At 55.2% G+C, this 25,020-nt stretch carries 21 protein-coding genes; 3 read left to right on the top strand and 18 right to left on the bottom strand.

Going from position 1 to position 25,020, the window contains the following annotated elements; genetic code table 11:
- Window positions 1–126 precede the first annotated feature (126 nt).
- The 9 genes from ACSYSS_RS03770 to ACSYSS_RS03730 all read right to left on the bottom strand — a co-directional run bounded on the left by ACSYSS_RS03770 (window position 127) and on the right by ACSYSS_RS03730 (window position 11,535).
- Window positions 127–693 (bottom strand): single-stranded DNA-binding protein, encoded by a 567-nt coding sequence (locus tag ACSYSS_RS03770; RefSeq protein ID WP_491704134.1) that lies wholly within the window; start codon window positions 691–693, stop codon window positions 127–129.
- 364 nt (window positions 694–1,057) lie between these two features.
- Window positions 1,058–1,909, bottom strand: a complete 852-nt coding sequence (locus ACSYSS_RS03765) for a 3-hydroxyacyl-CoA dehydrogenase (RefSeq protein WP_491704133.1) — start codon at window positions 1,907–1,909, stop codon at window positions 1,058–1,060.
- A 418-nt stretch (window positions 1,910–2,327) separates the two neighbouring features.
- On the bottom strand, window positions 2,328–4,151 hold the full coding sequence (locus ACSYSS_RS03760; protein ID WP_491704132.1) for a proline--tRNA ligase: 1,824 nt from the start codon (window positions 4,149–4,151) through the stop codon (window positions 2,328–2,330).
- Between the two features lie 248 nt (window positions 4,152–4,399).
- Window positions 4,400–5,812: an ATP-dependent DNA helicase gene (locus ACSYSS_RS03755; protein WP_491704131.1), complete on the bottom strand. Its 1,413-nt coding sequence runs from the start codon at window positions 5,810–5,812 to the stop codon at window positions 4,400–4,402.
- Window positions 5,813–6,126: 314 nt separating this feature from the next.
- Window positions 6,127–6,834: an oligoribonuclease gene (orn, locus tag ACSYSS_RS03750; protein WP_491704130.1), complete on the bottom strand. Its 708-nt coding sequence runs from the start codon at window positions 6,832–6,834 to the stop codon at window positions 6,127–6,129.
- Window positions 6,835–7,089: 255 nt separating this feature from the next.
- A complete protein-coding gene (guaB, locus tag ACSYSS_RS03745) occupies window positions 7,090–8,637 on the bottom strand; it encodes an IMP dehydrogenase (RefSeq protein ID WP_491704129.1) in 1,548 nt (515 codons plus the stop codon).
- Between the two features lie 127 nt (window positions 8,638–8,764).
- Window positions 8,765–9,925, bottom strand: a complete 1,161-nt coding sequence (locus ACSYSS_RS03740) for an MraY family glycosyltransferase (RefSeq protein ID WP_491704128.1) — start codon at window positions 9,923–9,925, stop codon at window positions 8,765–8,767.
- Complete coding sequence (locus ACSYSS_RS03735) at window positions 9,922–10,584, bottom strand: L-threonylcarbamoyladenylate synthase (protein WP_491704127.1); 663 nt, start codon at window positions 10,582–10,584, stop codon at window positions 9,922–9,924. The genes ACSYSS_RS03740 and ACSYSS_RS03735 overlap by 4 nt, the downstream gene beginning before the upstream one ends.
- A gap of 93 nt (window positions 10,585–10,677) precedes the next feature.
- Window positions 10,678–11,535 (bottom strand): hypothetical protein, encoded by an 858-nt coding sequence (locus ACSYSS_RS03730; RefSeq protein WP_491704126.1) that lies wholly within the window; start codon window positions 11,533–11,535, stop codon window positions 10,678–10,680.
- A gap of 161 nt (window positions 11,536–11,696) precedes the next feature.
- Between ACSYSS_RS03730 and ACSYSS_RS03725 the strand changes: the two genes are divergently transcribed.
- Window positions 11,697–12,353, top strand: a complete 657-nt coding sequence (locus ACSYSS_RS03725) for a sugar O-acetyltransferase (protein ID WP_491704125.1) — start codon at window positions 11,697–11,699, stop codon at window positions 12,351–12,353.
- A gap of 204 nt (window positions 12,354–12,557) precedes the next feature.
- Here ACSYSS_RS03725 and ACSYSS_RS03720 read toward each other — a convergent pair whose 3' ends face one another.
- The 5 genes from ACSYSS_RS03720 to ACSYSS_RS03700 form a co-directional block, all read right to left on the bottom strand.
- Window positions 12,558–13,769 (bottom strand): N5-glutamine methyltransferase family protein, encoded by a 1,212-nt coding sequence (locus tag ACSYSS_RS03720; protein ID WP_491704124.1) that lies wholly within the window; start codon window positions 13,767–13,769, stop codon window positions 12,558–12,560.
- 95 nt (window positions 13,770–13,864) lie between these two features.
- Window positions 13,865–14,956, bottom strand: coding sequence for a peptide chain release factor 1 (gene prfA / locus ACSYSS_RS03715; protein ID WP_491704123.1), 1,092 nt, complete (start codon window positions 14,954–14,956; stop codon window positions 13,865–13,867).
- A gap of 187 nt (window positions 14,957–15,143) precedes the next feature.
- The gene (rpmE, locus tag ACSYSS_RS03710) at window positions 15,144–15,356 is read right to left on the bottom strand and encodes a 50S ribosomal protein L31 (RefSeq protein ID WP_491704122.1); all 213 of its coding nucleotides are present in this window, start codon (window positions 15,354–15,356) and stop codon (window positions 15,144–15,146) included.
- Between the two features lie 242 nt (window positions 15,357–15,598).
- Window positions 15,599–16,099, bottom strand: a complete 501-nt coding sequence (locus ACSYSS_RS03705; RefSeq protein ID WP_491704121.1) for an NUDIX domain-containing protein — start codon at window positions 16,097–16,099, stop codon at window positions 15,599–15,601.
- Window positions 16,100–16,134: 35 nt separating this feature from the next.
- Complete coding sequence (locus tag ACSYSS_RS03700) at window positions 16,135–16,905, bottom strand: DNA-3-methyladenine glycosylase I (RefSeq protein WP_491704120.1); 771 nt, start codon at window positions 16,903–16,905, stop codon at window positions 16,135–16,137.
- A 189-nt stretch (window positions 16,906–17,094) separates the two neighbouring features.
- On the opposite strand from ACSYSS_RS03700, the gene ACSYSS_RS03695 reads away from it, so the two are divergent.
- Window positions 17,095–18,393, top strand: a complete 1,299-nt coding sequence (locus tag ACSYSS_RS03695) for a sensor histidine kinase (RefSeq protein ID WP_491704119.1) — start codon at window positions 17,095–17,097, stop codon at window positions 18,391–18,393.
- Window positions 18,393–19,181: a response regulator gene (locus tag ACSYSS_RS03690; protein WP_491704118.1), complete on the top strand. Its 789-nt coding sequence runs from the start codon at window positions 18,393–18,395 to the stop codon at window positions 19,179–19,181. Before ACSYSS_RS03695 ends, ACSYSS_RS03690 begins: the two co-directional genes overlap by 1 nt.
- Window positions 19,182–19,200: 19 nt before the next feature.
- On the opposite strand, the gene ACSYSS_RS03685 is transcribed toward ACSYSS_RS03690, so the two are convergent.
- From ACSYSS_RS03685 to ACSYSS_RS03670, 4 genes are all read right to left on the bottom strand, one after another.
- On the bottom strand, window positions 19,201–21,231 hold the full coding sequence (locus ACSYSS_RS03685; RefSeq protein ID WP_491704117.1) for an FtsX-like permease family protein: 2,031 nt from the start codon (window positions 21,229–21,231) through the stop codon (window positions 19,201–19,203).
- Window positions 21,228–22,100, bottom strand: a complete 873-nt coding sequence (locus ACSYSS_RS03680; protein WP_491704116.1) for an ABC transporter ATP-binding protein — start codon at window positions 22,098–22,100, stop codon at window positions 21,228–21,230. The genes ACSYSS_RS03685 and ACSYSS_RS03680 overlap by 4 nt, the downstream gene beginning before the upstream one ends.
- Before the next feature lie 77 nt (window positions 22,101–22,177).
- Window positions 22,178–22,663, bottom strand: a complete 486-nt coding sequence (locus ACSYSS_RS03675) for an Abi family protein (RefSeq protein WP_491704115.1) — start codon at window positions 22,661–22,663, stop codon at window positions 22,178–22,180.
- A gap of 298 nt (window positions 22,664–22,961) precedes the next feature.
- Window positions 22,962–24,968 (bottom strand): hypothetical protein, encoded by a 2,007-nt coding sequence (locus ACSYSS_RS03670; protein WP_491704114.1) that lies wholly within the window; start codon window positions 24,966–24,968, stop codon window positions 22,962–22,964.
- Window positions 24,969–25,020: the final 52 nt, after the last annotated feature.

The following is a 25,020-nucleotide window of genomic DNA, read 5'->3' as shown; positions in this document are numbered from 1 at the left end:
ATTTGCAGCCACCATCCGTTCATGGCCATTCACCGTCCTTTGTGCATGCACATGAATGGTGGCTTACCCACTGACAATCCGCATATGAATCAGCCCCTACGAGGGGAATATGGCAGTGATAAACAATCACATTCCGACACTGCCGGGGAATTCATCGGCTTCTCCTTGATTCCGCCGCACCTCATGGCCCTCCGGTTGCCGAATATTGTTTTGCGTCTCAAAAGGGTCGCTCGGCCGTATGACATCCGATTCACGATTCATCTCTTGATTGGCTTGGCGTGTCTGACCATTGCCTAGACCGCTGCCCAAAACGACGTTGCCCGATCCTTGTGACGCATTTTTCCTCGTGAATATAGCAGTGCCCAATGAAAGATCGTGGCCAATGGCAGTGGCTTCCAAAACCAACTGACTATGCCTTTGACCATCCTTGGTCCATTCATCGGTGGCCAGAGAGCCGGTGACGATCACTGCATCACCTTTATGCACACTTTGCTGAACATTGCGCGCCAACGCTTTGAATGCCTTCACTGTCAGCCATACTGTCGGTCTTTCCTGCCATTGATTGCTTGAAGACTGGAAATAGTGCGGCGTATATGCCACTCTCAAGGTGACTGCCGGAGTGCCTCCCTCTTTGCCAAGCACTACCGGATCAGCACCCACATACCCGCCTATGGTCGTCATTGCACGCTGCATGATTCCTCACTTTCGTCTGTCTGCATCATTGGACCACTAAGGACGAAACTTGAACCCCGCACATCCTAATAGCCATGAAATCTTTCTGCAATTCCTGAGCAGTGAACGATTCACAGTTTCGTCCTCGTGGTGTTTCCAGTATGCTGCACTGCGTGCGTACTGCCTACATGAACAGAACATTGTGGTCAAATGCCACGCCATTCAAGAAGAGTAAGACGTGTCGCCAAAAGCGAAGTGCATATCTTTATCAGTGATTACCGCCAATACGCAAAAGAAGGCCAAACGACATTCGGCGTCTGGCCCCTCATGGATTTCAGCTATCGACTACGCAATTAGTCGCCTAGGCAAGGACGAACAATGCAATTTACTCATAGTCATAGAAACCGTGACCGGAGATCTTACCGAGTCTGCCCTTGTCGATGTAATCGGTCTTGATTTTCTGGGCAAATTCCCGCTGTACCGGATCTTTGCTGTCCTTAGACAGATTGTAGGGTGTCATCATGCCTACAGTATCGAAAATCTGGAAAGGCCCCGAGGGGGAACCGGTGGCGATACGCCAAGTGGCGTCGATGTCCTCGATGGAGGCGATGCCACGAACCCATAGGTCGGCAGCTGCGTTGAGCAAAGGCACCAAGAGGGAGTTCAGCACATAGCCCGGTTGCTCTTTGTGTATGCGAATCGGAACCATCCCGATTTCCTTGGCAAAGTCGGTCACCTGGTCGAAGATCGCTGGATCGGTTTGTGGCTGCGACATGACCTCCCCCGTATTGAACTTCCACACCTCATTGGCGAAGTGCAGACAAAGAAACTTTGAAGGGCGATCGGTGAACGGGGCAATCTTGCTGGGCAGCAACGTGGAGGAATTGGTGCAGAAGATGGTCTTTGCAGGAGCAAGAGCGCTGACCTTCTTCCACGTAGCCTGTTTGATATCGAGCCGTTCGGGGACGGCTTCGATGACGATGTCACAATCGACAAGGGCGTCCTTCAAATCAGCAGTGGCTCGAATCCTGGACACTGCGGCATCAAGCTTCTCATCAGTGGCGTCAGGAAGATCCGCCTTGTATTGTTGCCTAAGCTGTTTCCAACGATCGGGCAGCTTGGCGAGAATTTCATCACTGATATCGTAGGCTACAACGTTCTTACCCATATAGGCGGATTGGAAAATAATCTGAGAACCCAGCACGCCAGTGCCTAAAACAGTCAAATTTTGCATCATTCGCTTCTTTCTTCCATTACAGCACGGACAATCCGCGCCATCACTTCGGTGCTGATGAGTCTAAACTCGGCCCGCAGTGCGCCGATTCGGCAATAGTCGCAGAAACAGGACGTCCAAGTAGTGTTTAAATCGTTCGCTGTTTACCTGTTCGTGCACCACTCTGTATGTATTGCCCGCATTTGCAACAACATTGTCTCTGATATACAAATACGCAGTTATTATAATAACTCATTGAGGAATTCTAAGCAAATTGGTCTATATGTCACCATATATCCCATATATCAGTATAAGAACCATCCGAACTAGTAGACAACCACATACATCTTGTTCGGAGTCATTATAGTCAAATATCGTAAGTGGTTCCGTCAAACGAATGACGGAACCACTTGTAATCACCGTTCTTCGTGCGCATCTTTTATTAGTGGCGCACCGCGGTTATCCTCTGAGCAATAACTTCTGCAGCCTGATCGGCAGGCACCGCCTGGGCGTTCTCCCCAGTACGGTCGCGCACCTCGATGGTGCCATGTTCCAACGTGTCACGACCCACAATCACCACCAGAGGAACGCCAATGAGCTCGGAGTCCTTGAATTTCACGCCCGGCGAGACTTTACGTCGATCATCGTAGAGCACCTCTATACCGCTGTTCTCAAGATCAGAAACGAGCCGTTGCGCAATGTCGAACGCTTCATCTTTCTTGCCGGTGGCGAGTACATGCACCTGTGCCGGCGCAATCTGAATCGGCCAAGCCAGGCCCTTCTCATCATGGTGGGATTCGGCGATACAAGCTAAGGCGCGAGAAACGCCGATGCCGTAGGAGCCCATCCATACGGGCACCGCCTTTCCGTTCTGATCGAGCACTTTAAGATTCAATGCCTCAGAGTATTTGAGTCCCAGTTGGAAGACCTGACCAATTTCCACACCACGTTGGAAGCTCAATGGTCCGGAACCATCAGGACTCATGTCGCCCTCGCGCACCTCGGTTGCCTCGACTACGCCATCAGCCTGGAAATCACGACCATAGACCATGTTGAATGCATCGACACCTTCTTTGTCGCCGCCAGTGACCCAAGCGGAGCCTTTGGCAATATGCGCATCCACAAAGTAACGCACCGGGTGGGCGATACCGGAACCCTTGGCACTGGCCTGCGGACCGAGCACGTTCGGGCCGATGTAGCCCTTGACGAACTCGGGATGCGCCTTAAGGTCTTCCTCACTGGCTTCCTCAATCTCCGCCGGTGCAAATTGCGCCTCGAGCCGCTTCATGTCGACCTGACGATCACCGGGCAGCGCCACAACGGCCACCTCGCGCCACGGCTTGTCGTCGTGGTCCTCATCAGCAGGATGCTTGATGGCGATGACGACATTCTTGAGCATATCGGCAGCCAACCACTCACGGCCGTCATCACGCGGGTATAAGGCGTTGCACTGGGCGACCATATCATCTATGGATTTGGCATCGGGCAGGTCCTTGAAGGCCATGGCCGGAGTGGAAGAGCAATCGACATCAGGCACCGCCGGGGTCTTCAATGCCTCGACATTCCAAGCTTTGCCACTGGGAGCCTGGGCAAAGGTGTCCTCTCCGATGGCAAGCGGAGAGAGGAATTCCTGGGACTCGAAGCCACCCATCGGCCCAGACACAGCATGAACCATCACATAGTTCAAATCAAGACGTCTGAAGATGCGCTCGTAGGCATCACGCTCCTCCACGTAGGCCTTCTTTAACCCAGCTTCATCGATGGTGAAGGAATAACCGTCCTCCATGATGAACTCGCGGCCACGCACCAAGCCTGCGCGCGGACGGAACTCGTCACGGTACTTCGTCTGAATCTGGTACAGCGTGAGCGGAAGGTCCTTGTACGAGGAGTACATGTCCTTGACCAGCAGGGTGAACATCTCTTCATGCGTGGGCGCCAGCAGATAATCGGCCTGGTGCCTATCCTTCAGACGAAAGATATTTTCGCCATACTCTTCCCAACGATGGGTCGCCTCGTAGGGATCCTTGGGTAGCAACGCAGGAAAATGCACTTCCTGGCCACCGATTGCGTTCATTTCCTCACGGACGATGGTCTCGATCCTGTTCAGCACGTTGAGGCCGAGCGGAAGCCAAGTCCAAATACCTGGTGCAGCCTTACGGATATAACCTGCACGCTGAAGCAGGCGCGCCGAGTCCACATCGGCGTCGGCGGGATCCTCGCGCAACGTACGGAGGAACAGTTGGGACATACGAATTGCTTTAGTCATAGTCTCAAAAATATTCGTTCGAGCCGACAACTCCGGTCGGCATCACTTTTCCAACCCCCTCCTCCAACCAACCTTGATGAACGTAATTCCTCATCAGCTTTTATTCGGAGGGGACTTTGGGACAACCGATAAGCCTAAACAAATTCACAATCGGCGTAATTCCAACGATTCCCTATTCGACTTCACTTGAGATATCGCTATAGAGTCCCCTTCGAACAAAATTATGCCAGATTCTCCGGATTCTTTCGTCAGAACAACTCGTCTTGGGCGAATTCATCCTCTTCGCCCGCACTTTGGCCTGTGGCTGCTTTTGTAAATGCGGATTCCCCATCTTCGGAAAGTTGGTGTACGGCAGTTTGGGAATGTTCCCGAAGGTTGCCATCCAGCTCTATGGCATCAGAAGAAACCATATAGGCCATGCTGTTGATGCCCTCAAGGTAAAGACCGTCCAGAGATTCGACTCGAGACAGAGCCACATAGCCCATGCCGGGTGTGAACGTACGACGCAAATCCATCACTGCCCTATCCAGCGTCATACCCTGTGATTTATGGATGGTAATGGCCCAGGCACAACGCAGCGGAATCTGTTTGACCGTGGCAAGGGGCGTATCGCCATCCATCATGTCCCACGAGGCCTGCTTCATGGTCACCGTATTGCCGTTCTCGAACTTGACGATAGGCCATGAACCGTGACGCTCATCCACAAAACCGACCACAGTGCCAATGGAACCATTGACATATTGATGATCCGCATCGTTGCGCAAGGCCATAACAGCGGCACCGGTTTTCAGTGTCAGGTGTTCGGGTGCGAGCATGTTCTTCTTGAGGCGCTTGACCAGCTCAGCCGGACCTGCGGACTGCGCATCATAGCTGTGAACCTCATCCTGAATTTGCGCCAAGCGCAAGTCGTTCAAGGCATCAGCCTGCTTGTTGACAGGAAAGAGATGCACGGCGACCATATCTTGAGATGGCTGGAGACCTTGGCGGGTGGCAAGCACTGAGCGGTCATCTTCGTTGACCCCTCCCTCACGTATGTCCGTCAGCACATCAAGCAGCTGCCCATCGTCCTGACGATGCTGCTCAGTGAGGTAACAAATCACGGGGTTCAGCCCATCCCATACGAGGGACTCGGTGACGAACCCCTCGGCATCTTTACCAGCTTGGGCATAGCGCTCACGAAACTCCTTGAACTCTGGACCTGGTTCAACCGGTTCAAACCGTCGTGACCTACGCACCGGTGGCAGCTGGAAAAAGTCACCGGATAGCACCACCTGCAACCCGCCGAATGGTTCCGGGCTATGACGAATGACTCGGCAGACCTCATCGACCATGTCAAAAAGCCATGCATGCAACATCGAAACCTCATCGATGACAAGGATGTCAGCGGATTGGATTTTGCGGGAACGACGAGACCGTATGCGCTTAAGGAGCTCAGGCGTCATGACCTGGTTGATGCCGACACCACTCCAGGAATGAATCGTCATGCCATTGACATGTGTCGCAGCTATACCTGTGGAAGCCGTCACCGCCACAGAGGCACCACGGGCACGCGCCTCATGAATGAACTGATTGAGCACATACGTCTTGCCTGCACCAGGCGCGCCGGTGATGAACACGTTCGCTCCGGCACTCAGTATTGAGAGTGCTTCCGATTGACGCATCGTTCCCCCTTCACGCAGATCCCACACAGGTTAATCTGTCTGCCAACGCAATACCCAAGAGTTCCGCACCTGATTGAAGTAAGACAAGCCGACAACTAGCCTCCTCACAAGTCTGCATTCGGTCGACTTCCATATTGCAGCAGAGATGAAGACTCTTATGTAACAAGAGGCACTGAATCGCCAATCAGCCATCGCTTGCCCATTGCCATACGGAACCATTAAACTAGCAAATCAATAACACTGAATCAGTGAATCATGAACTTGTGGGTGTTGGCAGCCATCTGATTCTATTGATTACAGACGGATGTACTGATTTAATAATCCGCCTTTTGAGGGTGATTCGGATCTTCCACAGGGTTCCCGCTCTCTTCGTACTTTCTCAGAAGACTGGTACGCTCAATATTCTCACAAATCTGCCTGGCCTGTGCATCATCCGGACCGGGAGTCGGTTTGAAGAACGCATCGCGATAGTAACGCAGCTCGTCAATGGACTCAATGATGTCCGCCAGCGCACGGTGACCGCCATGCTTGGCCGGCTTGTTGTTGTACACCGCAGGGTACCAACGGCGAGAAAGCTCCTTCAACGTGCTCACGTCGATCACTCGGTAATGCAGCTTTCCCATAAGGGAAGGCATGTACTTGTCAAGGAACTTCTTGTCGCTGCCGACTGAATTGCCAGCCAAGTGCGCCTTGCCGCGGGCCGGCAGGAACCGCTCGACATAGGCCACCACCTGCTTCTCAGCGTCCTGAAGGCTCAAACCATCCTTATGCCATTCATCGACAAGGCCGGAGGAGGTATGCATATTGCGCACGAAGTCGTTCATATGGTCCTCGGCGTGCTGACTGGGACGGATGACCAAGTCTATGCCCTCGTCAAGCACCTTCATGTTGAAGTCGGTGGGCACCACAGACACCTCACACAGCTCATCATTGAAGATGTCAAGTCCGGTCATCTCGCAGTCAATCCAAATCATACGCGATTCCTCAGCGCTGAACGTCAGATCCTCATTGTTTTCGGCCATGCCGACCACCTTTCTCGCAATCTACAGAACCTTATATTCTACAGCACAGTTGTGACGGAACGGCACGATTTAAAAAACACCAGCACAAAAGAAGCCTTGCCTTAGTTCACCAAAAGAGCCCCATCCCCGCACATAGCGGTTATCCACAGGCACCCCTTGTTTTCGGGAGCAAGACTTGACCTACCGGCCCGGAGGGTTCAAAAACAAGGGGTGCCTCAAGAATAACCGCGGCCGTACCTTGAAGGGAAATCATCGTCAGTTGTGGAAACCGTTGTAGTTCGGAGCCTCGGTAGTCATCACAATGTCGTGCGGATGAGACTCGCGCAGGCCAGCATCGGTAATACGGATAAACCGACCTTTCTGCCACATTTCCTCAATATTGTGTGCTCCAATGTAAAACATGGATTGATGCAAACCCCCGACCATCTGGTACAACACAGCGTTGAGGGAACCGCGGTAAGGGACCTCGCCTTCCACACCCTCCGGAATGACCTTATCGCTGCTGGTCACATCAGCCTGGAAATAACGATCCTTGGAATACGACTTCTTGCCCCTTGGAGCCATGGCGCCCAATGACCCCATACCTCGGTAAAGCTTATATTGCTTGCCGTGCAGCAGAACCTTCTCGCCCGGAGCCTCCTCACAGCCGGCGAGTGTGCCTCCGAGCATCACCGTTGAGGCGCCGGCGACCAGAGCCTTGGCGATATCGCCGGAATAGTGAATCCCACCATCGGCAATACAAGGAACTCCAGCCGCACGACATACCTGAGCCGCTTCATAAACCGCAGTGAGTTGGGGAACGCCCACGCCCGCAACCACACGAGTAGTGCAGATCGAGCCAGGGCCAACACCGACTTTCACCGCATCCACTCCGGCCTCAATCATGGCCTTGGCCCCCGAAGCGGTTGCGACATTCCCACCGATGATCTGGACTGTGTTGAATGCAGGATCCGACTTCAGTCGTTTGATCATGTCGAGCGCCAGCCTTGCCTCACCGTTGGCAGTGTCCACGACCAGTATGTCGACACCAGCCTCCATCAATGCAGAGGCACGTTGCCAAGCATCACCCAAAAAACCAATACCAGCTGCCACGCGAAGGCGACCCTGATCATCCTTTGTGGCATCAGGATACTGCTCGGTCTTCACAAAATCCTTGACAGTGATCAAGCCAGTAAGCTTGCCTCTGTTGTCGACCAACGGCAACTTCTCGATCTTATACTTGGCGAGCAAATCATGTGCATCTTTGCGGGAGATGTTGGTGGGACCCGTAATAAGGCCATCTCGGGTCATCACATCTTTGACTTTAAGCTTTTCGTAATCTTCAGACGCAACGAAACGCATATCTCTGTTGGTAATGATACCGAGCAAAATGTTTTCATTATCCACAACCGGCAACCCTGAAATGTGGAATCGTCCGCACAACTTGTCGAGATCCGCAAGCGTGGCATCCGGACCAACAGTAAGCGGGTCGGTGATCATGCCCGATTCACTACGCTTGACCATATCGACCTGAGATGCCTGATCATCTATCGACAAATTACGGTGCAAGACACCAATGCCACCGTTACGAGCCATGGCAATTGCCATTTCCGATTCGGTAACGGTGTCCATCGCAGCAGAGATAACAGGCGTTTTCATGGTGATTTCCCGAGTCACGTGCGTCGAGGTGTCGACCTGCGAAGGAATCACATCGGTTTCGTTGGGAAGAAGAAGAACATCATCATACGCGAGTCCAAGTTGTTCGAACTTTTTGGGTAACGGTGAATAGGTGGATTGAATATCATTGTGCGAATCAATAGCCATAAATCAAATATAGGGTCAAGCACTGACACTCATAGCCCCTACGCGAATTTCAGGCATTGCAATCGAATGGCTCCATATTCCCGTGTATTAAACGTCGCAGTCAGGGTAAAATACGTAACAGTCATAACTAATTTGAAGCATGGCGGGGAGGCTTTGTTTCATTGGAATTGCTAAGGTTTGGAACACCTCCCTCACGCGACAACAGAACCCGTTTACGGATATAGGGCAGCATTGTGCAAACGGTCAGAACGATCGCCGTCATCACCATTGCGAAAATGACATAGACTGGCCTGAAGAACATGATCATCAAGGAACCCACGGCGAACAGTGCAGCCCATCCCCAAAGAATAACAACCGCCCCACGCACACTGTGGCCGATGTTGAGCATACGGTGGTGCAGATGCATGCGATCCGGATGGGCTGGAGACTGCCCCTTGCTCAGCCTTCGTACGACGGCAAGCACCATGTCGAGCACTGGAAGAAACAGCACGAGGATCGGCAGAAGAATAGGCATGAACACCGGAAGATAGACGCTGGAGCGCACTGAAGCAGGATCGAGATGGCCCGTCATGATGATCGAGGCGCACGTGATGAGGTATCCGAGCAGCATGGACCCTGAGTCACCCATGAACAGCTTGGCAGGGTGCCAGTTATGCAGCAAAAATCCTATGCAGATGCCAACGAGTGCGACATCGAGCAACGTGGCCATCGATGCGTAGCTGGGAGAAGACCGTGCAAGGATGTATGAGTATATGGCGAACGCCACACCTCCTATTGAGACAATGCCGGCGGCCAAGCCATCCAAACCATCGACAAAATTAACGGCATTGATGGAAACCACAATCAGAAACGCGGTTATCGCCATCGAAATGCTGGGAGACGCAGTTACCAGCGAGCCGAACGGCAGAAAAATGATCTGCACACCACCCCAAGCAACGAATACAGATATCAGCAGCTGACCGGCAAGCTTAAGCATCCAGTCCAAATCCCATAAATCATCCGCAACACCGAGGAGACAAATCATCACGGCACCTGCAAGAACCACCCATGGCTGTTTGGAACCGACGAACAAACCTGAGATAAAGGGCATCTTACTGGCAAACATCATAGCCACAGCGAACCCAACAAGCATGGCCAATCCACCCATTCGTGGTGTGGGAACAGTATGCACATCACGCTTACGTACTTCGCCTACGGCACCCACCTCAATGGCAAGATGACGAACCAATGGGGTGACAAGCCAAGTGGCGCCACCTGCGATTGCCGCAATGAACAGGTAGATTCTCACTGCTTTGGTCTCCCACCGTACACGTGGAGAGCTGAATGGACCTGAGCTGTACTGATGACGCCCTCACGTATAATTTCGATGCCATCGGTTGCCGTGGGGTCGGATTTAACCACAGTACTGGCCACATGACCCTGTGTGGCACCGCCGTCAAGATACAACTCAACATCGTCTCCAAACGCGGCAACAGCCTCATCGACGGTTTGCGCGCTGTCCTGCCCCGACCTGTTTGCACTTGAACAAGCCAGAGGCCCGATATCACGTAAAATCTTCAAGCACGCTGCGGAGTTTGGTATACGAATTCCCTGTGTCCTGGAATTTGTGGAACCATCCTTGCTCAAGGTGACTAAACGGCAGTCGTCCTGTGCAAGCGCAATCGGCGAAAACGGACCAGGAAGAAACGTCGCAGAAAGACGGTCCAACGGAACCGGAAGGTACAATCCCAATTCATCCAAGTCATCTGCAGAAGACACGAGCACCTGCAAAGGCTTGTACAAAGGGCGATGTTTCGCCTGAAATATCATCTCTATGGCAGCTCGGTTATATGGACTACATGCGATGCCATACACAGTATCGGTTGGCAATACAATAAGCCCTCCCCGCTTGACGATCTCAGAAGCTCGGGCCACCGCGGAATCGGTAATTCTGCAGACTTCATACATGTAGACTAATCCTTATCTTCGGAATGTACGTATGTTTCTATTAACATCCACTGGTCTCATTGCACCATTGCATCTCGACTTGCGGCAAATCAATCACTGAAGCAAGAAATATACAACGGCTGCAACAATGATAACCACAACGATACAGATTGCCGCTATGATGATTGCCCTGCGTCGACGCTTCGAACGGTATTCGTTCAGTTCGTCCGGGGGAACGTTCGCAATGGCCTTGTCAAGCTTCAATTTCGCCTCGTCGAGTGCAGCCGTATCGGCCTTGGCGGCATCGACTGCGTCATTGGCCTTATCCACCTGCCCGGTGTCTCCACGACTTCTGGCGATCTCACCATGGGCGTCACTGAGACGAACGCGATTCACTTCGGCCTGCTGAGAGACCTTGGAGGCAGCGGATGCAATGGCATCGGCGAAATCCCTCGCATCCTTCTCCTTGTTCGGATCGCATTGAATGGTCATGGCATTGGTTGAGGTCTTGAGCGTAATGAACAGATTACGGCTACCGTCCTGTGGTACATTGTCAGCGCTTGCAGCCCCCAAAGCCGTGCTGTTGGCATATACGGAAGTGGTGCTTGAAGCAATCGGAGCGCTGGAACTGGTCTCCACATTGCCGGCATTGGCGACAGCAGTATACGTATTTCCCGAGGCATTGACCTCCACAACCATGCCTTCCTCCAGCTGTAGCGAGGACTTCCGACACGTAATATGGTCCCAATACAACTTAGCGCCTGCAAAGGCGTCTATGACTTGCGAAATGTCGTCTTTGCTCTCATTCAAGGCCTTCTCGGCAGATTTCACATCCTTGCTATGGGCGCGCTTGGCCTGCTTCAGTGACGCTTCAGCGGATGAGGCGGTGTGTTTATAAACGGATTTTGCCTTCTTATAGGCTTTTTCCGCCTGTTCCATTTGAATAATTTCCGGTGATTTATCAGCAGCCATACCTACTCAACTCCTTCTCAAAACGACACAAACGCCAATACACAAACTCAACACCACTTCAATGATAGTACCAAGCACCAATGCAGATCATGGGTATATTGTCATCTATCGTCAATACACTTTGAAGACGTATCTATCGAATGGACCCGTAAAGGAGCGCCATGACGGCGATACCATCTATTGAACTACGCCAGCCGCGCAAAAGCGAATATGAGGAAATGCTGGCCGGAAACCTGCATGACGACTCAGATCCTGAACTGGTTGCTCTGCGTGCCAAATCAAGCAAACTATGCCACGAATACAACACCACACCTTCTGACGATGATGCACAGCATGCAAAGATTCTTGACGAACTTCTGGGCAGGCATGGCGAAGGTTGTTTCCTCGCTGGACCGATTTCCTTCGATTACGGTAGGCACACCACCTTTGGAGACCACGTTTACGCCAACTTCAATTTTGTGGTCCTCGACTGCGCACCGGTGACCATCGGCGACGACGTGCTCTTTGGACCAAATGTCTCGCTGCTCCCCGCTTCCCACCCCATCCGTTGGCAGGATCGCAACATTCGCCAGCGTCCTGACGGCAGTTTCTATGACTATGAATACGCCAAACCGATCACCATCGGTTCGAACTGCTGGTTTGGTGGCAATGTGACCGTCCTAGGCGGAGTGACCATCGGTTCCGGCTGCGTCATCAGCGCGGGCGCCGTGGTGACCCACGATATCCCCGACAACACCGTGGCCGTAGGGACGCCGGCAAGGGTGCTACGCACCATCACCGACGATGACGCCGCCATCAACCAAGAATACGCTCAATAAACGCCAGGGCCGGATCAATTTAGCACAACGGTGGGCATCTGACCAGTCAAATCAGACACTGAAATAACTGCACATGACCTGTAGGCGTCCACAATGTACCCACATAGCAAGAAACCATATCCATATGGGTACGTTAAGGACATGGACAGCGTCGATTATGTCTGAATCATACCCGCCGCTGTACTGCTGCCGCACTACTACCCCCTACAAATGCAAACCGGATCTGAGAGCGAATAGATAGCGAGGACGACCGGTCAAGTCGTTGCCAGTACGAGTTTCCGCGAAACCGTGGTCATGTGCAAAATTGATTAGTGGCTCACCTTGCGAAATGTCATGTTCCATGACGAGCAGGCCGCCGGCATGCAGCAACGAAGCCGAACGGACGATGATGTTCTCGGGAATGAGCAGACCGTCATCACTGCCGCCGTAGAGCGCCATCCTTGGGTCATGGTCACGCACCTCCGGTTGCTCAGGGACCTCTTCCAAAGGCACATACGGCGGATTGGTCACCACCGCATCGATGGTGCCATCCAAATCAACCAGCACCGAGGAGTCGACGGCATCGCCTTGGACAAGGTAATAACGTTTGCTGCAAGCCTTGTTCCCCTCATCCCGGCTCCCTGCGCCATCTCGGTGCACGACACTGTGGGGGGCCATTCTACGATCGGAAACCTTGCCATCGTCGCCGTTATTCCCGATTATGGCGTCCCTGTTATGCCGAGCCCATTCCAAAGCCTCTGGAGACTGTTCAACCGCCCATACCTCGGCGTTTGGCACTTCGGTGGCCAGCGAAAGACCGATGGCACCACTGCCGGTGCAAAGATCGACCAATCGTGGTGAAGAGATGCGTTGCTCCCCCAACCAGTCGATGGCTGCCTGAACCACGGACTCGGTCTCAGGTCGGGGAATGAACACGCCAGGACCGACCTTCAGGTCAAGATACCGGAACGGCGCATGGCCAACGATGTATTGCAAGGGCTCCCTAGCGGCACGATGCCTCACCATGGACGCAAATCGTATCGATGGGTCTTCTTTTTCGCTATCCTTATTACCACAGACATCCGAACCACGTTGAGCAGAAGAGCTGCGATGCATATCCGCATCATTTTCGTCAGCAACATCGCGTAAAGAGAAGCCTTTGCCGATAACAGTGCAGGCACTTTCACAATCAAATTCATCTTTGTGAGCCGACTCACGCGCCTGAGCCACAGCAGCGTTCATGGTCTCACTGCCTGTTTGCCGCCCACTGGCAAGCGGCAAATCCCGACCAAGCAACACAGCCTTATCGACATCACTCGGCTCAACGCCATAAGCCTCGGCAAGCAGCAGCTTGGCATCGTTACGGGGGGTGTCGACACCGGCATCCGCCAAGGTGGTTGCGGCAGACGTGAGCAATGATTCAATGAATCGAGACATCAGGCTGGCTTTCTATTTCATCATTGATCATTACCACATTACGGTCACTCGTGAAAGGCATTCGCACCTGGCTATTCCAGCGTTCAATCAGTTCTTCAGTCCTTGCCTGTTCCGAGTCGTTCTGCCTCATCGGCCTGGATGTCGCTATCGATGACGGCCTGCAGATCGCCGTCAAGCACTTGGTCGAGGTTGTAGGCCTTGTAGTTCGTGCGGTGGTCGACAATCCGGTTCTCCGGGAAGTTATAGGTGCGGATGCGCTCGGAGCGGTCGAGCGAACGGACTTGGGAATGGCGCATGTCCGCGGCCTCCTGCGCCTCCCGCTCATGTTTCATGGCGAGCAGACGCGACTTGAGGACGCGCAAGGCGGCCGCACGGTTCTGGATCTGCGACTTCTCGTCCTGCATGCTCACCACCACGCCAGTGGGGATATGGGTCATACGCACCGCGGAATACGTGGTGTTCACCGACTGGCCGCCAGGGCCGGAGCTCATGAAGATGTCGATCTTCAGATCTTTGGGGTCGATCTCGATCTCGTCGTCGTCCTCATCGGCCTCGGGGAAGACGATGACACCCGCCGCTGAGGTCTGGATACGGCCTTGCGACTCGGTGACGGGGATGCGCTGCACGCGGTGCACGCCGCCCTCGTACTTAAGACTCGCCCATACACCGTCCTCCGGCGCAGGATTCCCCTTGGCGCGTATGGCAACCTGTACATCCTTCACGCCACCCAGCTCGGTGCCGTTCTCACTTTGAATGGTGGTGCTCCAGCCGCGCTTCTCGGCGTAGCGGGTGTACATGCGCAACAGGTCGCCGGCAAAGAGCGCCGCCTCCTCGCCGCCAGTGCCGGCCTTGATCTCCATGATGGTGTCTCGCGCATCGTCAGGATCACGCGGGATGAGTGCAGTACGCAGTTTCTCCTCGGCGGCAGGCAACTTGGACTCAAGCTCCTTGGCCTCCGCTGCGAAGTCGGTGTCCTCATCGGCCAGCTCATGGGCGGCATCCAAGTCGTCACTGATGGATTTGACTTCGTGGTAGGCATCGACGATGCCTCCAAGCTCGGCATGGCGACGGCCCAGCTTGCGAATGGCCTTGGGGTCTGAGGCGACCTCGGGCTGGCTCATTTGCCGCTCGATGTCGTTATATTCCTCTTCGGCCTTTTCAGCCGCCGCAAATTGTTCGTCTGCCATACCGTTACCTTTTCATCTACTGATTTCAACACTAGCCGCAACCATCCAGCGTTTTCACCCATTATTCGTGGATATGTGTAGCAGTTGTGGATTTTTGCAGCCTGTTGATCCCTGCACACATACAAAAACGCCAGCACGCAACCAATCCGCTGAAACGAACCGTTGCAATGCTGGCGCAATAAGAATGCTACTTGCTCTTCTTGCCGTAGCGCTTCTCGAAGCGAGCCACACGGCCGCCGGTGTCGAGAATCTTCTGCTTGCCGGTGTAGAAGGGATGGCAGTTCGAGCAGACGTCGACCGTCATGTGGTCGCCAGGCGCAGTGGACTTGGTGACGAAGGTGTTGCCGCACGAGCACGTAACCTGTACGGTGTGATAATCGGGATGGATACCCTGCTTCATAATGTCTCCTAAGGAATTCAGGTGACCCGGGTCGCCAAGCGCTGACAGACAAAGCCAACAAACCAGACGTGAACCGGAATTACAGTCGTCAGTATACGCATACGCTACGACCTGTCAAGCTCAGCTACGCCATTATGCTTCAGATGAACACTCAATGAGCAAACATCCTAGTGCTCAGCCGTTGGATTCATGCAGAGGGGACTTTTTATCAGTAGTACATCATGACACTCAATCAAAATAGCTTAATTCGGTTGTTTTCTTTTTGAGATTTTCACGGTTCGATATAAAAAGTCCCCTCTGTGTGAACCAGACCGGCATTTGCCTGCAAATGTAATCACCCACAACGGAGTTTGGGCACCGTTGCAGTGAACGATATTCGCGTACCACCCACGGTCGGTGTCATATGTCAATGTGGATTTCAAATCGTCCAGCGGCACCCAGCGCACCTTTTGGGCCTCATGGTCGGGGTCGTTCTCTACGGTGAGCTCACCGGACGTACGTCGCAACGCGAACTTCTTGATGAACTTACGAACGGTATGGCCCTCCCATGCAAAGCGATAATCCACGGTGGCGATTTCACGCTCTATTTTGCCCCAGATACCGGTCTCCTCATGCACCTCGCGCACCGCCGCTTCTTCGGCAGTCTCCTCACCTTCCAAGTGGCCTTTGGACAGGCACCACTCAAAGTCGCTATCAGGTTTCTCACGGCCAACACCAACACATGACCTTTGCGCATCGAACACATACCACCTGTGCAACACCTGCGTCGCTCAGGATTCTACATGGCGCGGAAGCAACCGGCGATGTGGTCGTTGACCATACCAGTGGACTGCATGAACGCGTACATGATGGTGGGACCGACGAATTTGAACCCTGCCTTCTTCATCGTCTTACTCATCAACTCAGCCACATCGTTGTAGACCGGCACCTGAGCGGCAGAGACCGGACGATTGACGACCGGTTTGCCACCCACCATCTCCCAGAGGTAATCGGCGAAGGTCGTTCCGCTTTCCTCAAGCGCGACCACCAGCTTGGCGTTGGATATGATGGCCTCCACCTTGCGACGGTTGCGGATGATGCCAGGGTCTTGGAGCAGCGCGGGAATCTCCGGGGCCATTGCGGCCACCGCACATGGTTTGAACTGGTGAAAGACCTCACGCATATGGGCCTGCTTCTTCAGAATGGCGCTCCATGAAAGTCCGGCCTGCATGCACTCCAGGCACAGGCGTGCGAAAAGCTCGTCCGAGTCATAGCATGGGCCGCCCCACTGTTCGTCGTGGTCACGGCGTTGCAGCTCGCTGGAATAGGCCCACCAACAACGCGGCACGCCGTCCTTGCCAATAACGATCTGTCGCTCCGGCAGAGATGAGGCCTTCTCGGGATCCAAGGTCCGGCCATTGGATCCCGAGCCCTCCGGTTGGACCTTGGACTTCGCAGGCTTCTCGTTCTTCGCAGTCCTGACGTTCCTGACTTTTCGTTTTCGCTCATTGGACGTCTTGGCGCCGCCGAACCGGTCTGCGGCTACTCGCTCATCATCATGTTCACTCATGCTTCAATGATATATGGAGCATGTCCTCCCCCTGACTTTGGCACGTGAACGATAAGCTGGTCTGAAACCCTACCGCTTGCTCACTACCTGAAACACATAGCCACGAAAACGACATTGCCACGGAATCAGTCAACGGCTTCTCCGCCCCTTCCCTCGCGGCACACAGGTAAAATAATAGCCATGGCTCCAATGGCACGAATTCGACAAGACTGGCGCACCCCGGCACGAAAGTTTCCGAAATATGCCACACTCATGTTCGTATTGGGATGCTTGTTCGCCGTACCGGATTCGGCGTACATGGCCAGGTTCGTGCTAATGGTCGCCCAGCCGTTGCTCATCATCGGCCTGTACATTGCCGTGCGGAAGGTGGGTAACCTAGCGGCTCAACGCACGCTGGCCACGCTGCTCATCATAGTGTGCCTGTGGTCCGCACCATTCCTGCGACGCGGCGGCAGCCTGCTGATCTACATCGTTACCGCCGAGGTCGCCCTACTGTTCAACGCGACTTTCGGCTACGTCACGATTGTGCTCTCGGCCGTGATCATCACCGCCATCTCTCCCCTGCTCAACCCACTGAAGGACTTCGGCGACAGCGATTACATGACATCCACGCTCTACGTGCTCTTCGCCGGCATTCTTTTCATGGTATTCACCCAACAGTCGGCACGACTGCAGAAGGCCAACGGGCAACTGAAGGACGACGTGGAGACCATCGAATCATTGACACTCTCCCGGGAACGTGGGCGCATAGCATCCGAAATGCACGATTCCCTCGGCCAACAGCTCACCGCCATCCACTATGCCAACGAAGCGGCGCAAAATGCGCTACGACGGCTGGAACAGGGAAAAAGTAAAGACGACACAGATGACACCGAGCATCACGATTCATGCAAGGCGGATTTCGGCGCGATTTCTGGAGGAACGAACGCGACCCGAGAAACCAGGAATCTAGAGGCCGTTCGGTCTGCGATTGCACGCAGCGACACAATAGCCAAGGACGCGCTGACCGAGGTGCGGCAGATGGCCCGGGCACTCAACCCCACTGCCTTCGGTGGGCGGCTCGACAGGGCAACCGTTGAACGCATGGCTGATTCATTCAGCTCCGCCGGCATGAGGATGACCACAACCGTCACCGGCGATACGAATCTGCTCAGCGAAGTCGAACAGACCTTGATTTTTCGTGCACTCCAAGAGACGCTGACCAACGCCGTACGGCACGCACATGCGGCAACCGTGAGCATCGACATCACCGTGGGCGCCAACTCCACGCGGCTGACGGTGGACGATGACGGGCCGGGAATGGATGAGGCTGATGTGGAGCACGGTTTCGGGCTTGCGGCGTTGCGCAAACGCGCCATGGAGAACGGCGGAAGTCTGGGCATTGGAGAGTCACAGGCGCTGGGCGGCACGAAGGTGACACTCATCGTGCCGAGGATTGCTGGAGACAAAGCCAATCGCGGTCAGGATATTTCGAGGGAGAAACAATAATGAGCAGCCCAAGGCAAGACATGATTCACCTGCTCATCGTGGACGACCAAGAGCTCATTCGCACTGGGCTCTCGATTCTGGTGAACGACACGGACGACATCAAGGTGACAGGCACCGCAGGGGACGCAGCCGAAGCACTACAGATTGCCACGTCAGATGACGATATCGATGTGGCGCTGGTGGACGCGCGAATGCCGGGTGTCAGCGGCCCGGAGCTCATCGCACAGTTACATCGGCGGTTTCCCAACATCAACTGCATCCTGCTCACAGCGTTCGATGAGGACGACAACCTGGTGGGTGCGCTCAAAGCCGGAGCCGTGGGTTACCTGCTCAAAGATGTATCGGCAGCAGACTTGGAACAAGCCATCCGCACGGCGGCGAACGGTGGCAGAGTGCTGGGGTCAAGCGCTGTGGACCACGCCATGAGGCTCATCGCCGAAGGCGGACGCGGCGGCGCTGAATCCAATGCAGACGAATCTGGCACGACTCGTGGCTTGAATACAGTGTCAGCAGACCGCGTTGACACCATGACCTTGAATAAATCCACCAACACGAATGCCGATGCAACCAACGGCACCGCGGAGGTTCAGGCGCTGTTGTCCATGCTCACCGATCGCGAGTGTCAGATTGCCGAGTTGGTCGCCCAAGGCATGACCAACTCGGAGATCGCGGGAATCGTCTTCCTCTCCACCGGCACGGTGAAGAACCACATCAGCCACATCTTCCACACCCTCGGTGTGCGCAACCGCACCGAGCTGACCGCTCTGCTCACCGGTTCGATCGACTAATCACAATCAGCTCAGAATGCTAAGCCCTGCGAACGCTGTCTGTCCTAGTCCTGCTACAGATTACCGCAACCACGACCGCGAACGCCAGGAGCCCCAACGACAGCAAGGTGAACGTACCAATCGGCACAGGCGTGAGGTGCAAGGGGATGCCGGCACGGGCAAATTCCCCCGCCACGGCGAGAACCACGACCGCCACAGCGAGCAATGAGACGAGCACACCAGCAACCACGTCGAGGATAGTCTCAAGCACATTCGCCAAGGCGATGGAGCCACGGAGCACTCCCATCTGGTGCAACCGCATGTTCTGTGAGCGCCTTCCGGCAACGGCCAAGGCGATGGACTGCATCAGGAACATCGCAGCCAGCGCCGCCCCTCCCGCAATGAGCACCACCATGGCACGCTGACCGGACTGTGCCTGCATCACCCGGTGATACAGAAACTCATCCTTGGTATATACCTGACCGTCATGCAGCCTTTCGGCGCGCAGCGCATCAACGACGTGAGATATGTTGGAGGCATCTCTGACCGTGACTGCGGCAATGGCATCACCGTCCTCTCCGCCATTCCCCATCGCACCTTCAAGCGTCAGGAAATCGAACGTGGTCAAGCTCTCGAATCCGGGTTTCGGCTCGACATGCGCCACGATGCGCTCGGACACCGGCCTGTCATTCCTATCATAGAATGTAACGCTGCTGCCAATGGCATATTGACTCGGCGAATACCCGTCCATCTGCGTATTGACAGCGATTGCCCCGGGACCAAGACCCTTGAGATTGCCCTCAACGACCTTGATGCCGCTGAGGCGCGGACTGTTGTTCGCCAAATCCTTGTAACTGCCGGTCGTGACGAACCGAAGCCGACCACTCGCCTTCTCCGCCCAACTCTGCGTGTGATAGACAGCAGAGACTGCGGTCTCATTGCCGATACCGCGTACGGCTTTGTCAAGCTTGGCAAGCTCGGAACCATCAGGCAAGGTGACAATGACATTAGCCTTGAGCGGCTCGAAGTTGAGCACCATGTTTCCCGCACTTCCCGACTGGATGAGGGCAGCGAACGAGCAGACGATGGTCAACAGCATGACCACCGGAAGCGCCACCGAGACCGAGCCGGCGACCCCACGCCGTGCACGCTGCCTGGCGAGTAGACCGGAGCCGTGGGACAGCGCTTGGGCAACGGCGCCAACACCCGATGCAAATCGAGGCACCAGCACAGGCGAAAGCAGATAGGCATCGACGATCACCATCAAGACCAGCAGCATGGTGCGCATGTCCTGCTCCAGCGAAGGCAACGGAGCGAGGACCAGCACCAGTATCGCCAAGGACACCAGCACGCTGACAACCTTACGAATTCCGCCGATTTTCACCGACTTGGCCTCGGCCTTGCTCATCAGTTCCAACGGCTCACACTTGGCGACCGTGTGCATCGAGACCCATACTCCAATCAGGCATGCTGCCATGACGAGCACAAATGACAATGCCGCAGCCCCTGGGCGAACACGGGGTTCGAACGGCACATCGTTGGCGACAAGACCTGAGGCGATGGCGAATATACGCCCCAGCGGCGCGGTCAGAGCCATGCCGATCAGACTTCCTGCACAGGCAGTGCAGGCGAGCGGAACGCCGAATTCACACAGCTCCATCCATACAATCCTATGCCGCGACGCACCGGCAAGCCGCAACAGACCATATTCTCGGCGCCGGGCCTGGACCAATGACGAAACGGAGGCCAACACCATGAACACTGACACCAGCAGACAGCACGCCAATGCAATGCCAGCCACCAACGATGCCCCGTCATACCCGCTGTCGAGCGTGAAACGCCGGATCATGCCCACATGCCCACGCTCGGCCCCGTCGTGGGCAGAGGCGGCGACGTAGACCTGCATGATGCCGCAGATCAGCAATGATGCGGCAAACACCGCCAGCGCCATAATCGTGTATGTCGGACGGTGGGCACGCAGCAACGCGAGCACCAACGATGCCGATGAGGGCGAAGCGGTACTTTGCTCCGATTTCTGGCCATTCGTTTCCTTATTCAATATCCCGCTCATAGCCGCCCCTCGGATTCGCGGCCGGCACTGCCCGACGCCCTCACACCACCGGCCAAGTCAGACCCATCGGCTTGTTCGGCCATATCGGCCAGATGCGTAGAAAGGCGTTCGGCGCTGTATCCCTTGCACACCGACTCCACTCTGCCGTCGAGCAGGAACACCGTGCGTTGCGCCCGTGCCGCCACATTCGGATCGTGGGTGACCATGAGCACCGTACGCCCCTGATCGACAAGCCGACCGAAGGCATCGAGGACCATGCGTGAGCTATGCGAATCGAGCGCACCTGTAGGCTCGTCGGCGAAGACCATGTCAGGTTCACCTGCGAGTGCTCGGGCTATGGCCACACGCTGACGCTGGCCGCCCGACATGTCGGGTGGATACTTGGCCGCAAACCCGTCCAGGCCGACCTGGGTCAATGCACGCGTTACCCGTGCCACACTCATCTTCGGACCGCCGAACAGGCTGGAGAGCATCACGTTCTGCAGGCAGGTGAACGCGTCGACAAGGTTGTAGTCCTGGAAGACGAAGCCGATGCGGTCGCGACGCAAGGCGGTCAGCTCCCGCTCCTTCATCGCCGCAATGTCACGCCCGGCGAGGCGCACGGAGCCTGAATCCACAGGCAGCAGGCCGGACGCGCAATACAGCAGCGTGGATTTGCCCGCGCCACTTGGCCCCATCACAGCCGTCCATGAGCCCGTTTTGCAGGTAAGGTTTATTCCCTCAATACCTGCGGCTGTTCTATCACCTTCGTCACTGCTCTCCTTGGCCGCCACTCGATAGTGGTAGGAGACGTGTTCCATGGACAGCGGCGGAACGTCCGCACCACTCGCTCTACCTGCGAATTGCGCATCATTATCATTAACACTCATACTTCCATGATGGCGCTGAATTCTCTGTCAAGCCCTGTGCCAAAGGTCACACCTTGGCTCAGGGTGCCTCTAATCTTTTACATGATCCTGCGGCGGCTGCGGGTTACATAGCCCTTCCCAAAACACATCATTCTGTGTTCAACGAAATCAGCTAGGAACGGCGAGCCACCACCGTGCTTACCCACAATATCATCCAGCGATGCAACCACATCGAGCACAGAACGGGGCTCGAAATTACCTGCAATTCTCTTAGCCTTGCCTCTTACGTTATTAGGAGTCTTTCCCGCATCAAGCACCGAGTGATTCCACAAACGACTGTGATGTGCGCATCGATTCCGCAAATATACTAAAGAACGAACACGATAGGCAAAACCGTCTTTGGGAACTCCGACACTACTAGCTACTTTTGCTGCTAGCTTTCCACAATCTCCCAACTCAATACATTTGGAAAGCGTTCCAAATGACCACGACTCGACTGCCGCCCAAATTGGCAGACTACTGACTACCAAGCCTCGTGAAATCAACAGCTCCATCTGTTCGGACCAAGTGAGACTCGGCTTCATTGCTTACCTCCAGAAAAGTGAAGGCCCCTTCCATTTGTGCATCGTTGAGAGGCCGGGAAGGGAGACTATCAGTATGTAGTTTATGACAAATCAGTATCAGACACACAGAAATCTCAACCAACTTAAAACCACACTACCGACCATAGGTTCACAAGTCATAAGCTATACATCATGGCCTTAAAAAGCTCAAACTTCTACGCTCCACTATTCCCCTATAAGCTTTCTCTGCTTACGTAGAAATTCGATACGGAGCCGGAGATGTGTGACCATTGTGGCAGCATCCCCGGATCGTATTCACTTACGATTGTGCGACACGGTGCCAGACGGCACGGTAGAGGAAGGCGCCCGCCAGCACGACCAGTAGCATCGCAACGCCGATCAGTGCGATTTGCGGCAATGGAATAAAGACGCGGCTCGCATGCCAAAGCACACGCCAGCGCAACTGCTGGGTGAGGTTCGTGGAGACCAGCGTGACGGCGAGCGCCAACAATGCGGAGAGTCCAACTTCCACGCCGACCCTCAGGACACCGGTGAGCACCCACTGACGCTCACGCATGCCGATGAGCCATGCGGCACGGGCCTCGCCCCGGCGCGACTCGGCGTCGTTGGCGGCCACGGAGACCAGCGCCACCACGCAGATGACGAGAATCGGATAGATGGTGAAGTACATGCCGTTGCGGTTTGATCCGGCCTGGCTCTCGCGCATCTGCACTCCACCGGTGGGCAGAGATTTGACCCACGCATGCCCCGATGCATAGGTGATGGTTCCACGTTCAAAATCGGAAACCGTGTGTTCATTGTCATTGCTGGAACGAACCGAAGCCGAGTGAGCCGAGACCCGTTCAGCTGCTTCCTTACTGTCCTTATGCACCAACGCCAGACGGGTGCCCACACTTGGCTCGTGGGCTTTGGCGCTTGCCGGCACCAAGTAGTTGCCCAGCGCTCCGCCACCGATGACGAGCACGGCGGAGACTCGTTGTTTGCTCCATTTCTCTCCCGCCTGCGCCACACATGCATAGTCACCTACATGAGCACTTATGGCCTGCGTGGCGACAATGCCGCCATTGACGTTGCCGTTGATGGCGGATTGAGGCACAAAATCGGTGAGCGAGCCGGCAGTGACGGTCGATGACGTGTCGGGAAGATAGGTGACGTCTGGTTCACTGACCGCCTCATCATGCATCTGCTGGTTGCAGGTCTTGTAATAGTCTTCAAATGGCTCGACTCGCGTGGGAACGAGCACCAGCGCCTTGGAATCAGCCTTCCTAGCAGTACGGGCGAGCTCGCTCGTACCGGCTTTCCCCTTCAGACTGGTCTGCAGCACGCCAGTATTCCCCAACATGGCATCGAACGAGGTGCGCGCGGCGTTGTCGAGGCCGAGCTGGGAGCCTACCATGAACACGAAGACGGCCACAGCGACCATCGCAACACTGAAGAGCGACGTGGACTTCAGCGCCGCCAGATCTCGCATGGCGACCACCACGGACGAGCTGGAATGCCAGAGCTTGGTTGCAGCCCTGCTGATACTCCCGAGCAATGGCCCCGCAAGACGGGCCAATGCCCAGCATGTGCACAGCGGCATGACGCCGATACCCATCTGCGCCGCATCACTGTCGCTCATCATGGCGGCCACACCCCAGGCGATGCCGACCACGAACAGTGCAAGAGTGAAGAACGTTCGCCACACACGGGAGAGCAATGAGCCCATGCCGCGAATGCGGTCGGAGCCCTTGATGCCTAGCCTGCTCTGCCTACGTTGGCGAACCGGCGAAAGGGACAGTGCCGAACCCACCACGCGCCTTCCGGAGAACCAAACAGCCACCACTGTGCAAGCCAGAGCGATGAGTACCGTTTGCCACAAAGACTGAACGAACGCACCGCCTGTAAGATGTGCGCTCTCGCCGCCGAGCATGAGATTGAAGAGGAAAGCGACAGGAATGCCCGGCAGACAGGCGAGCACAGCCGAGACCAACGTGATGGGCAGCTGGGCGACGATCATCGAGCCAATAAGCCAGCACGGGCGGGCGCCGATGATGCGCAACCGCATGAGGTCCTGCCATTTGGCGCTGAACGAGTGGTCGGTGGTGGTCTTGGTGACCAGAACGGCGGCAATTACCATGAAGCCGATGAACGTGCCCACCGAACTACCGAGGCCGGGAGCACTGCCCAACGTCCAGAACAAGCCGAAGACCAGAGCCATCGCCACCAGGTTGACCGCGGCTCCGAGTATCTGCAACCGTCTGTTGCCGCGCCAGAGCGCGGAAATCGCCGATGAGCCATGCAGCCGGATGCTCTGTTGCGCCACTGCGGATTGCAAATTCGGACATATTCGAACATCTGTTCGATTTTGTTTCATA

The organism is Bifidobacterium sp. ESL1118 (assembly GCF_058505595.1).
Note: the sequence above shows the minus strand (reverse complement) of the source record. Positions and strands in the feature narration are given on the sequence as shown.

What these genes read in the sequence shown, in the direction of transcription:
- ACSYSS_RS03730 (WP_491704126.1), bottom strand. Translation starts at nt 11,535, where the DNA reads ATGGCTGCTGATAAATCACCGGAAATTATTCAAATGGAACAGGCGGAA.
- ACSYSS_RS03735 (WP_491704127.1), bottom strand. Translation starts at nt 10,584, where the DNA reads ATGTATGAAGTCTGCAGAATTACCGATTCCGCGGTGGCCCGAGCTTCT.
- guaB (WP_491704129.1), bottom strand. Translation starts at nt 8,637, where the DNA reads ATGGCTATTGATTCGCACAATGATATTCAATCCACCTATTCACCGTTA.
- ACSYSS_RS03760 (WP_491704132.1), bottom strand. Translation starts at nt 4,151, where the DNA reads ATGACTAAAGCAATTCGTATGTCCCAACTGTTCCTCCGTACGTTGCGC.
- ACSYSS_RS03680 (WP_491704116.1), bottom strand. Translation starts at nt 22,100, where the DNA reads ATGAGTGTTAATGATAATGATGCGCAATTCGCAGGTAGAGCGAGTGGT.
- ACSYSS_RS03685 (WP_491704117.1), bottom strand. Translation starts at nt 21,231, where the DNA reads ATGAGCGGGATATTGAATAAGGAAACGAATGGCCAGAAATCGGAGCAA.
- ACSYSS_RS03755 (WP_491704131.1), bottom strand. Translation starts at nt 5,812, where the DNA reads ATGCGTCAATCGGAAGCACTCTCAATACTGAGTGCCGGAGCGAACGTG.
- ACSYSS_RS03700 (WP_491704120.1), bottom strand. Translation starts at nt 16,905, where the DNA reads ATGAGTGAACATGATGATGAGCGAGTAGCCGCAGACCGGTTCGGCGGC.
- ACSYSS_RS03720 (WP_491704124.1), bottom strand. Translation starts at nt 13,769, where the DNA reads ATGTCTCGATTCATTGAATCATTGCTCACGTCTGCCGCAACCACCTTG.
- ACSYSS_RS03690 (WP_491704118.1), top strand. Translation starts at nt 18,393, where the DNA reads ATGAGCAGCCCAAGGCAAGACATGATTCACCTGCTCATCGTGGACGAC.
- ACSYSS_RS03725 (WP_491704125.1), top strand. Translation starts at nt 11,697, where the DNA reads ATGACGGCGATACCATCTATTGAACTACGCCAGCCGCGCAAAAGCGAA.
- prfA (WP_491704123.1), bottom strand. Translation starts at nt 14,956, where the DNA reads ATGGCAGACGAACAATTTGCGGCGGCTGAAAAGGCCGAAGAGGAATAT.
- ACSYSS_RS03675 (WP_491704115.1), bottom strand. Translation starts at nt 22,663, where the DNA reads ATGAAGCCGAGTCTCACTTGGTCCGAACAGATGGAGCTGTTGATTTCA.
- ACSYSS_RS03695 (WP_491704119.1), top strand. Translation starts at nt 17,095, where the DNA reads ATGGCACGAATTCGACAAGACTGGCGCACCCCGGCACGAAAGTTTCCG.
- ACSYSS_RS03770 (WP_491704134.1), bottom strand. Translation starts at nt 693, where the DNA reads ATGCAGCGTGCAATGACGACCATAGGCGGGTATGTGGGTGCTGATCCG.
- rpmE (WP_491704122.1), bottom strand. Translation starts at nt 15,356, where the DNA reads ATGAAGCAGGGTATCCATCCCGATTATCACACCGTACAGGTTACGTGC.
- ACSYSS_RS03765 (WP_491704133.1), bottom strand. Translation starts at nt 1,909, where the DNA reads ATGATGCAAAATTTGACTGTTTTAGGCACTGGCGTGCTGGGTTCTCAG.
- orn (WP_491704130.1), bottom strand. Translation starts at nt 6,834, where the DNA reads ATGGCCGAAAACAATGAGGATCTGACGTTCAGCGCTGAGGAATCGCGT.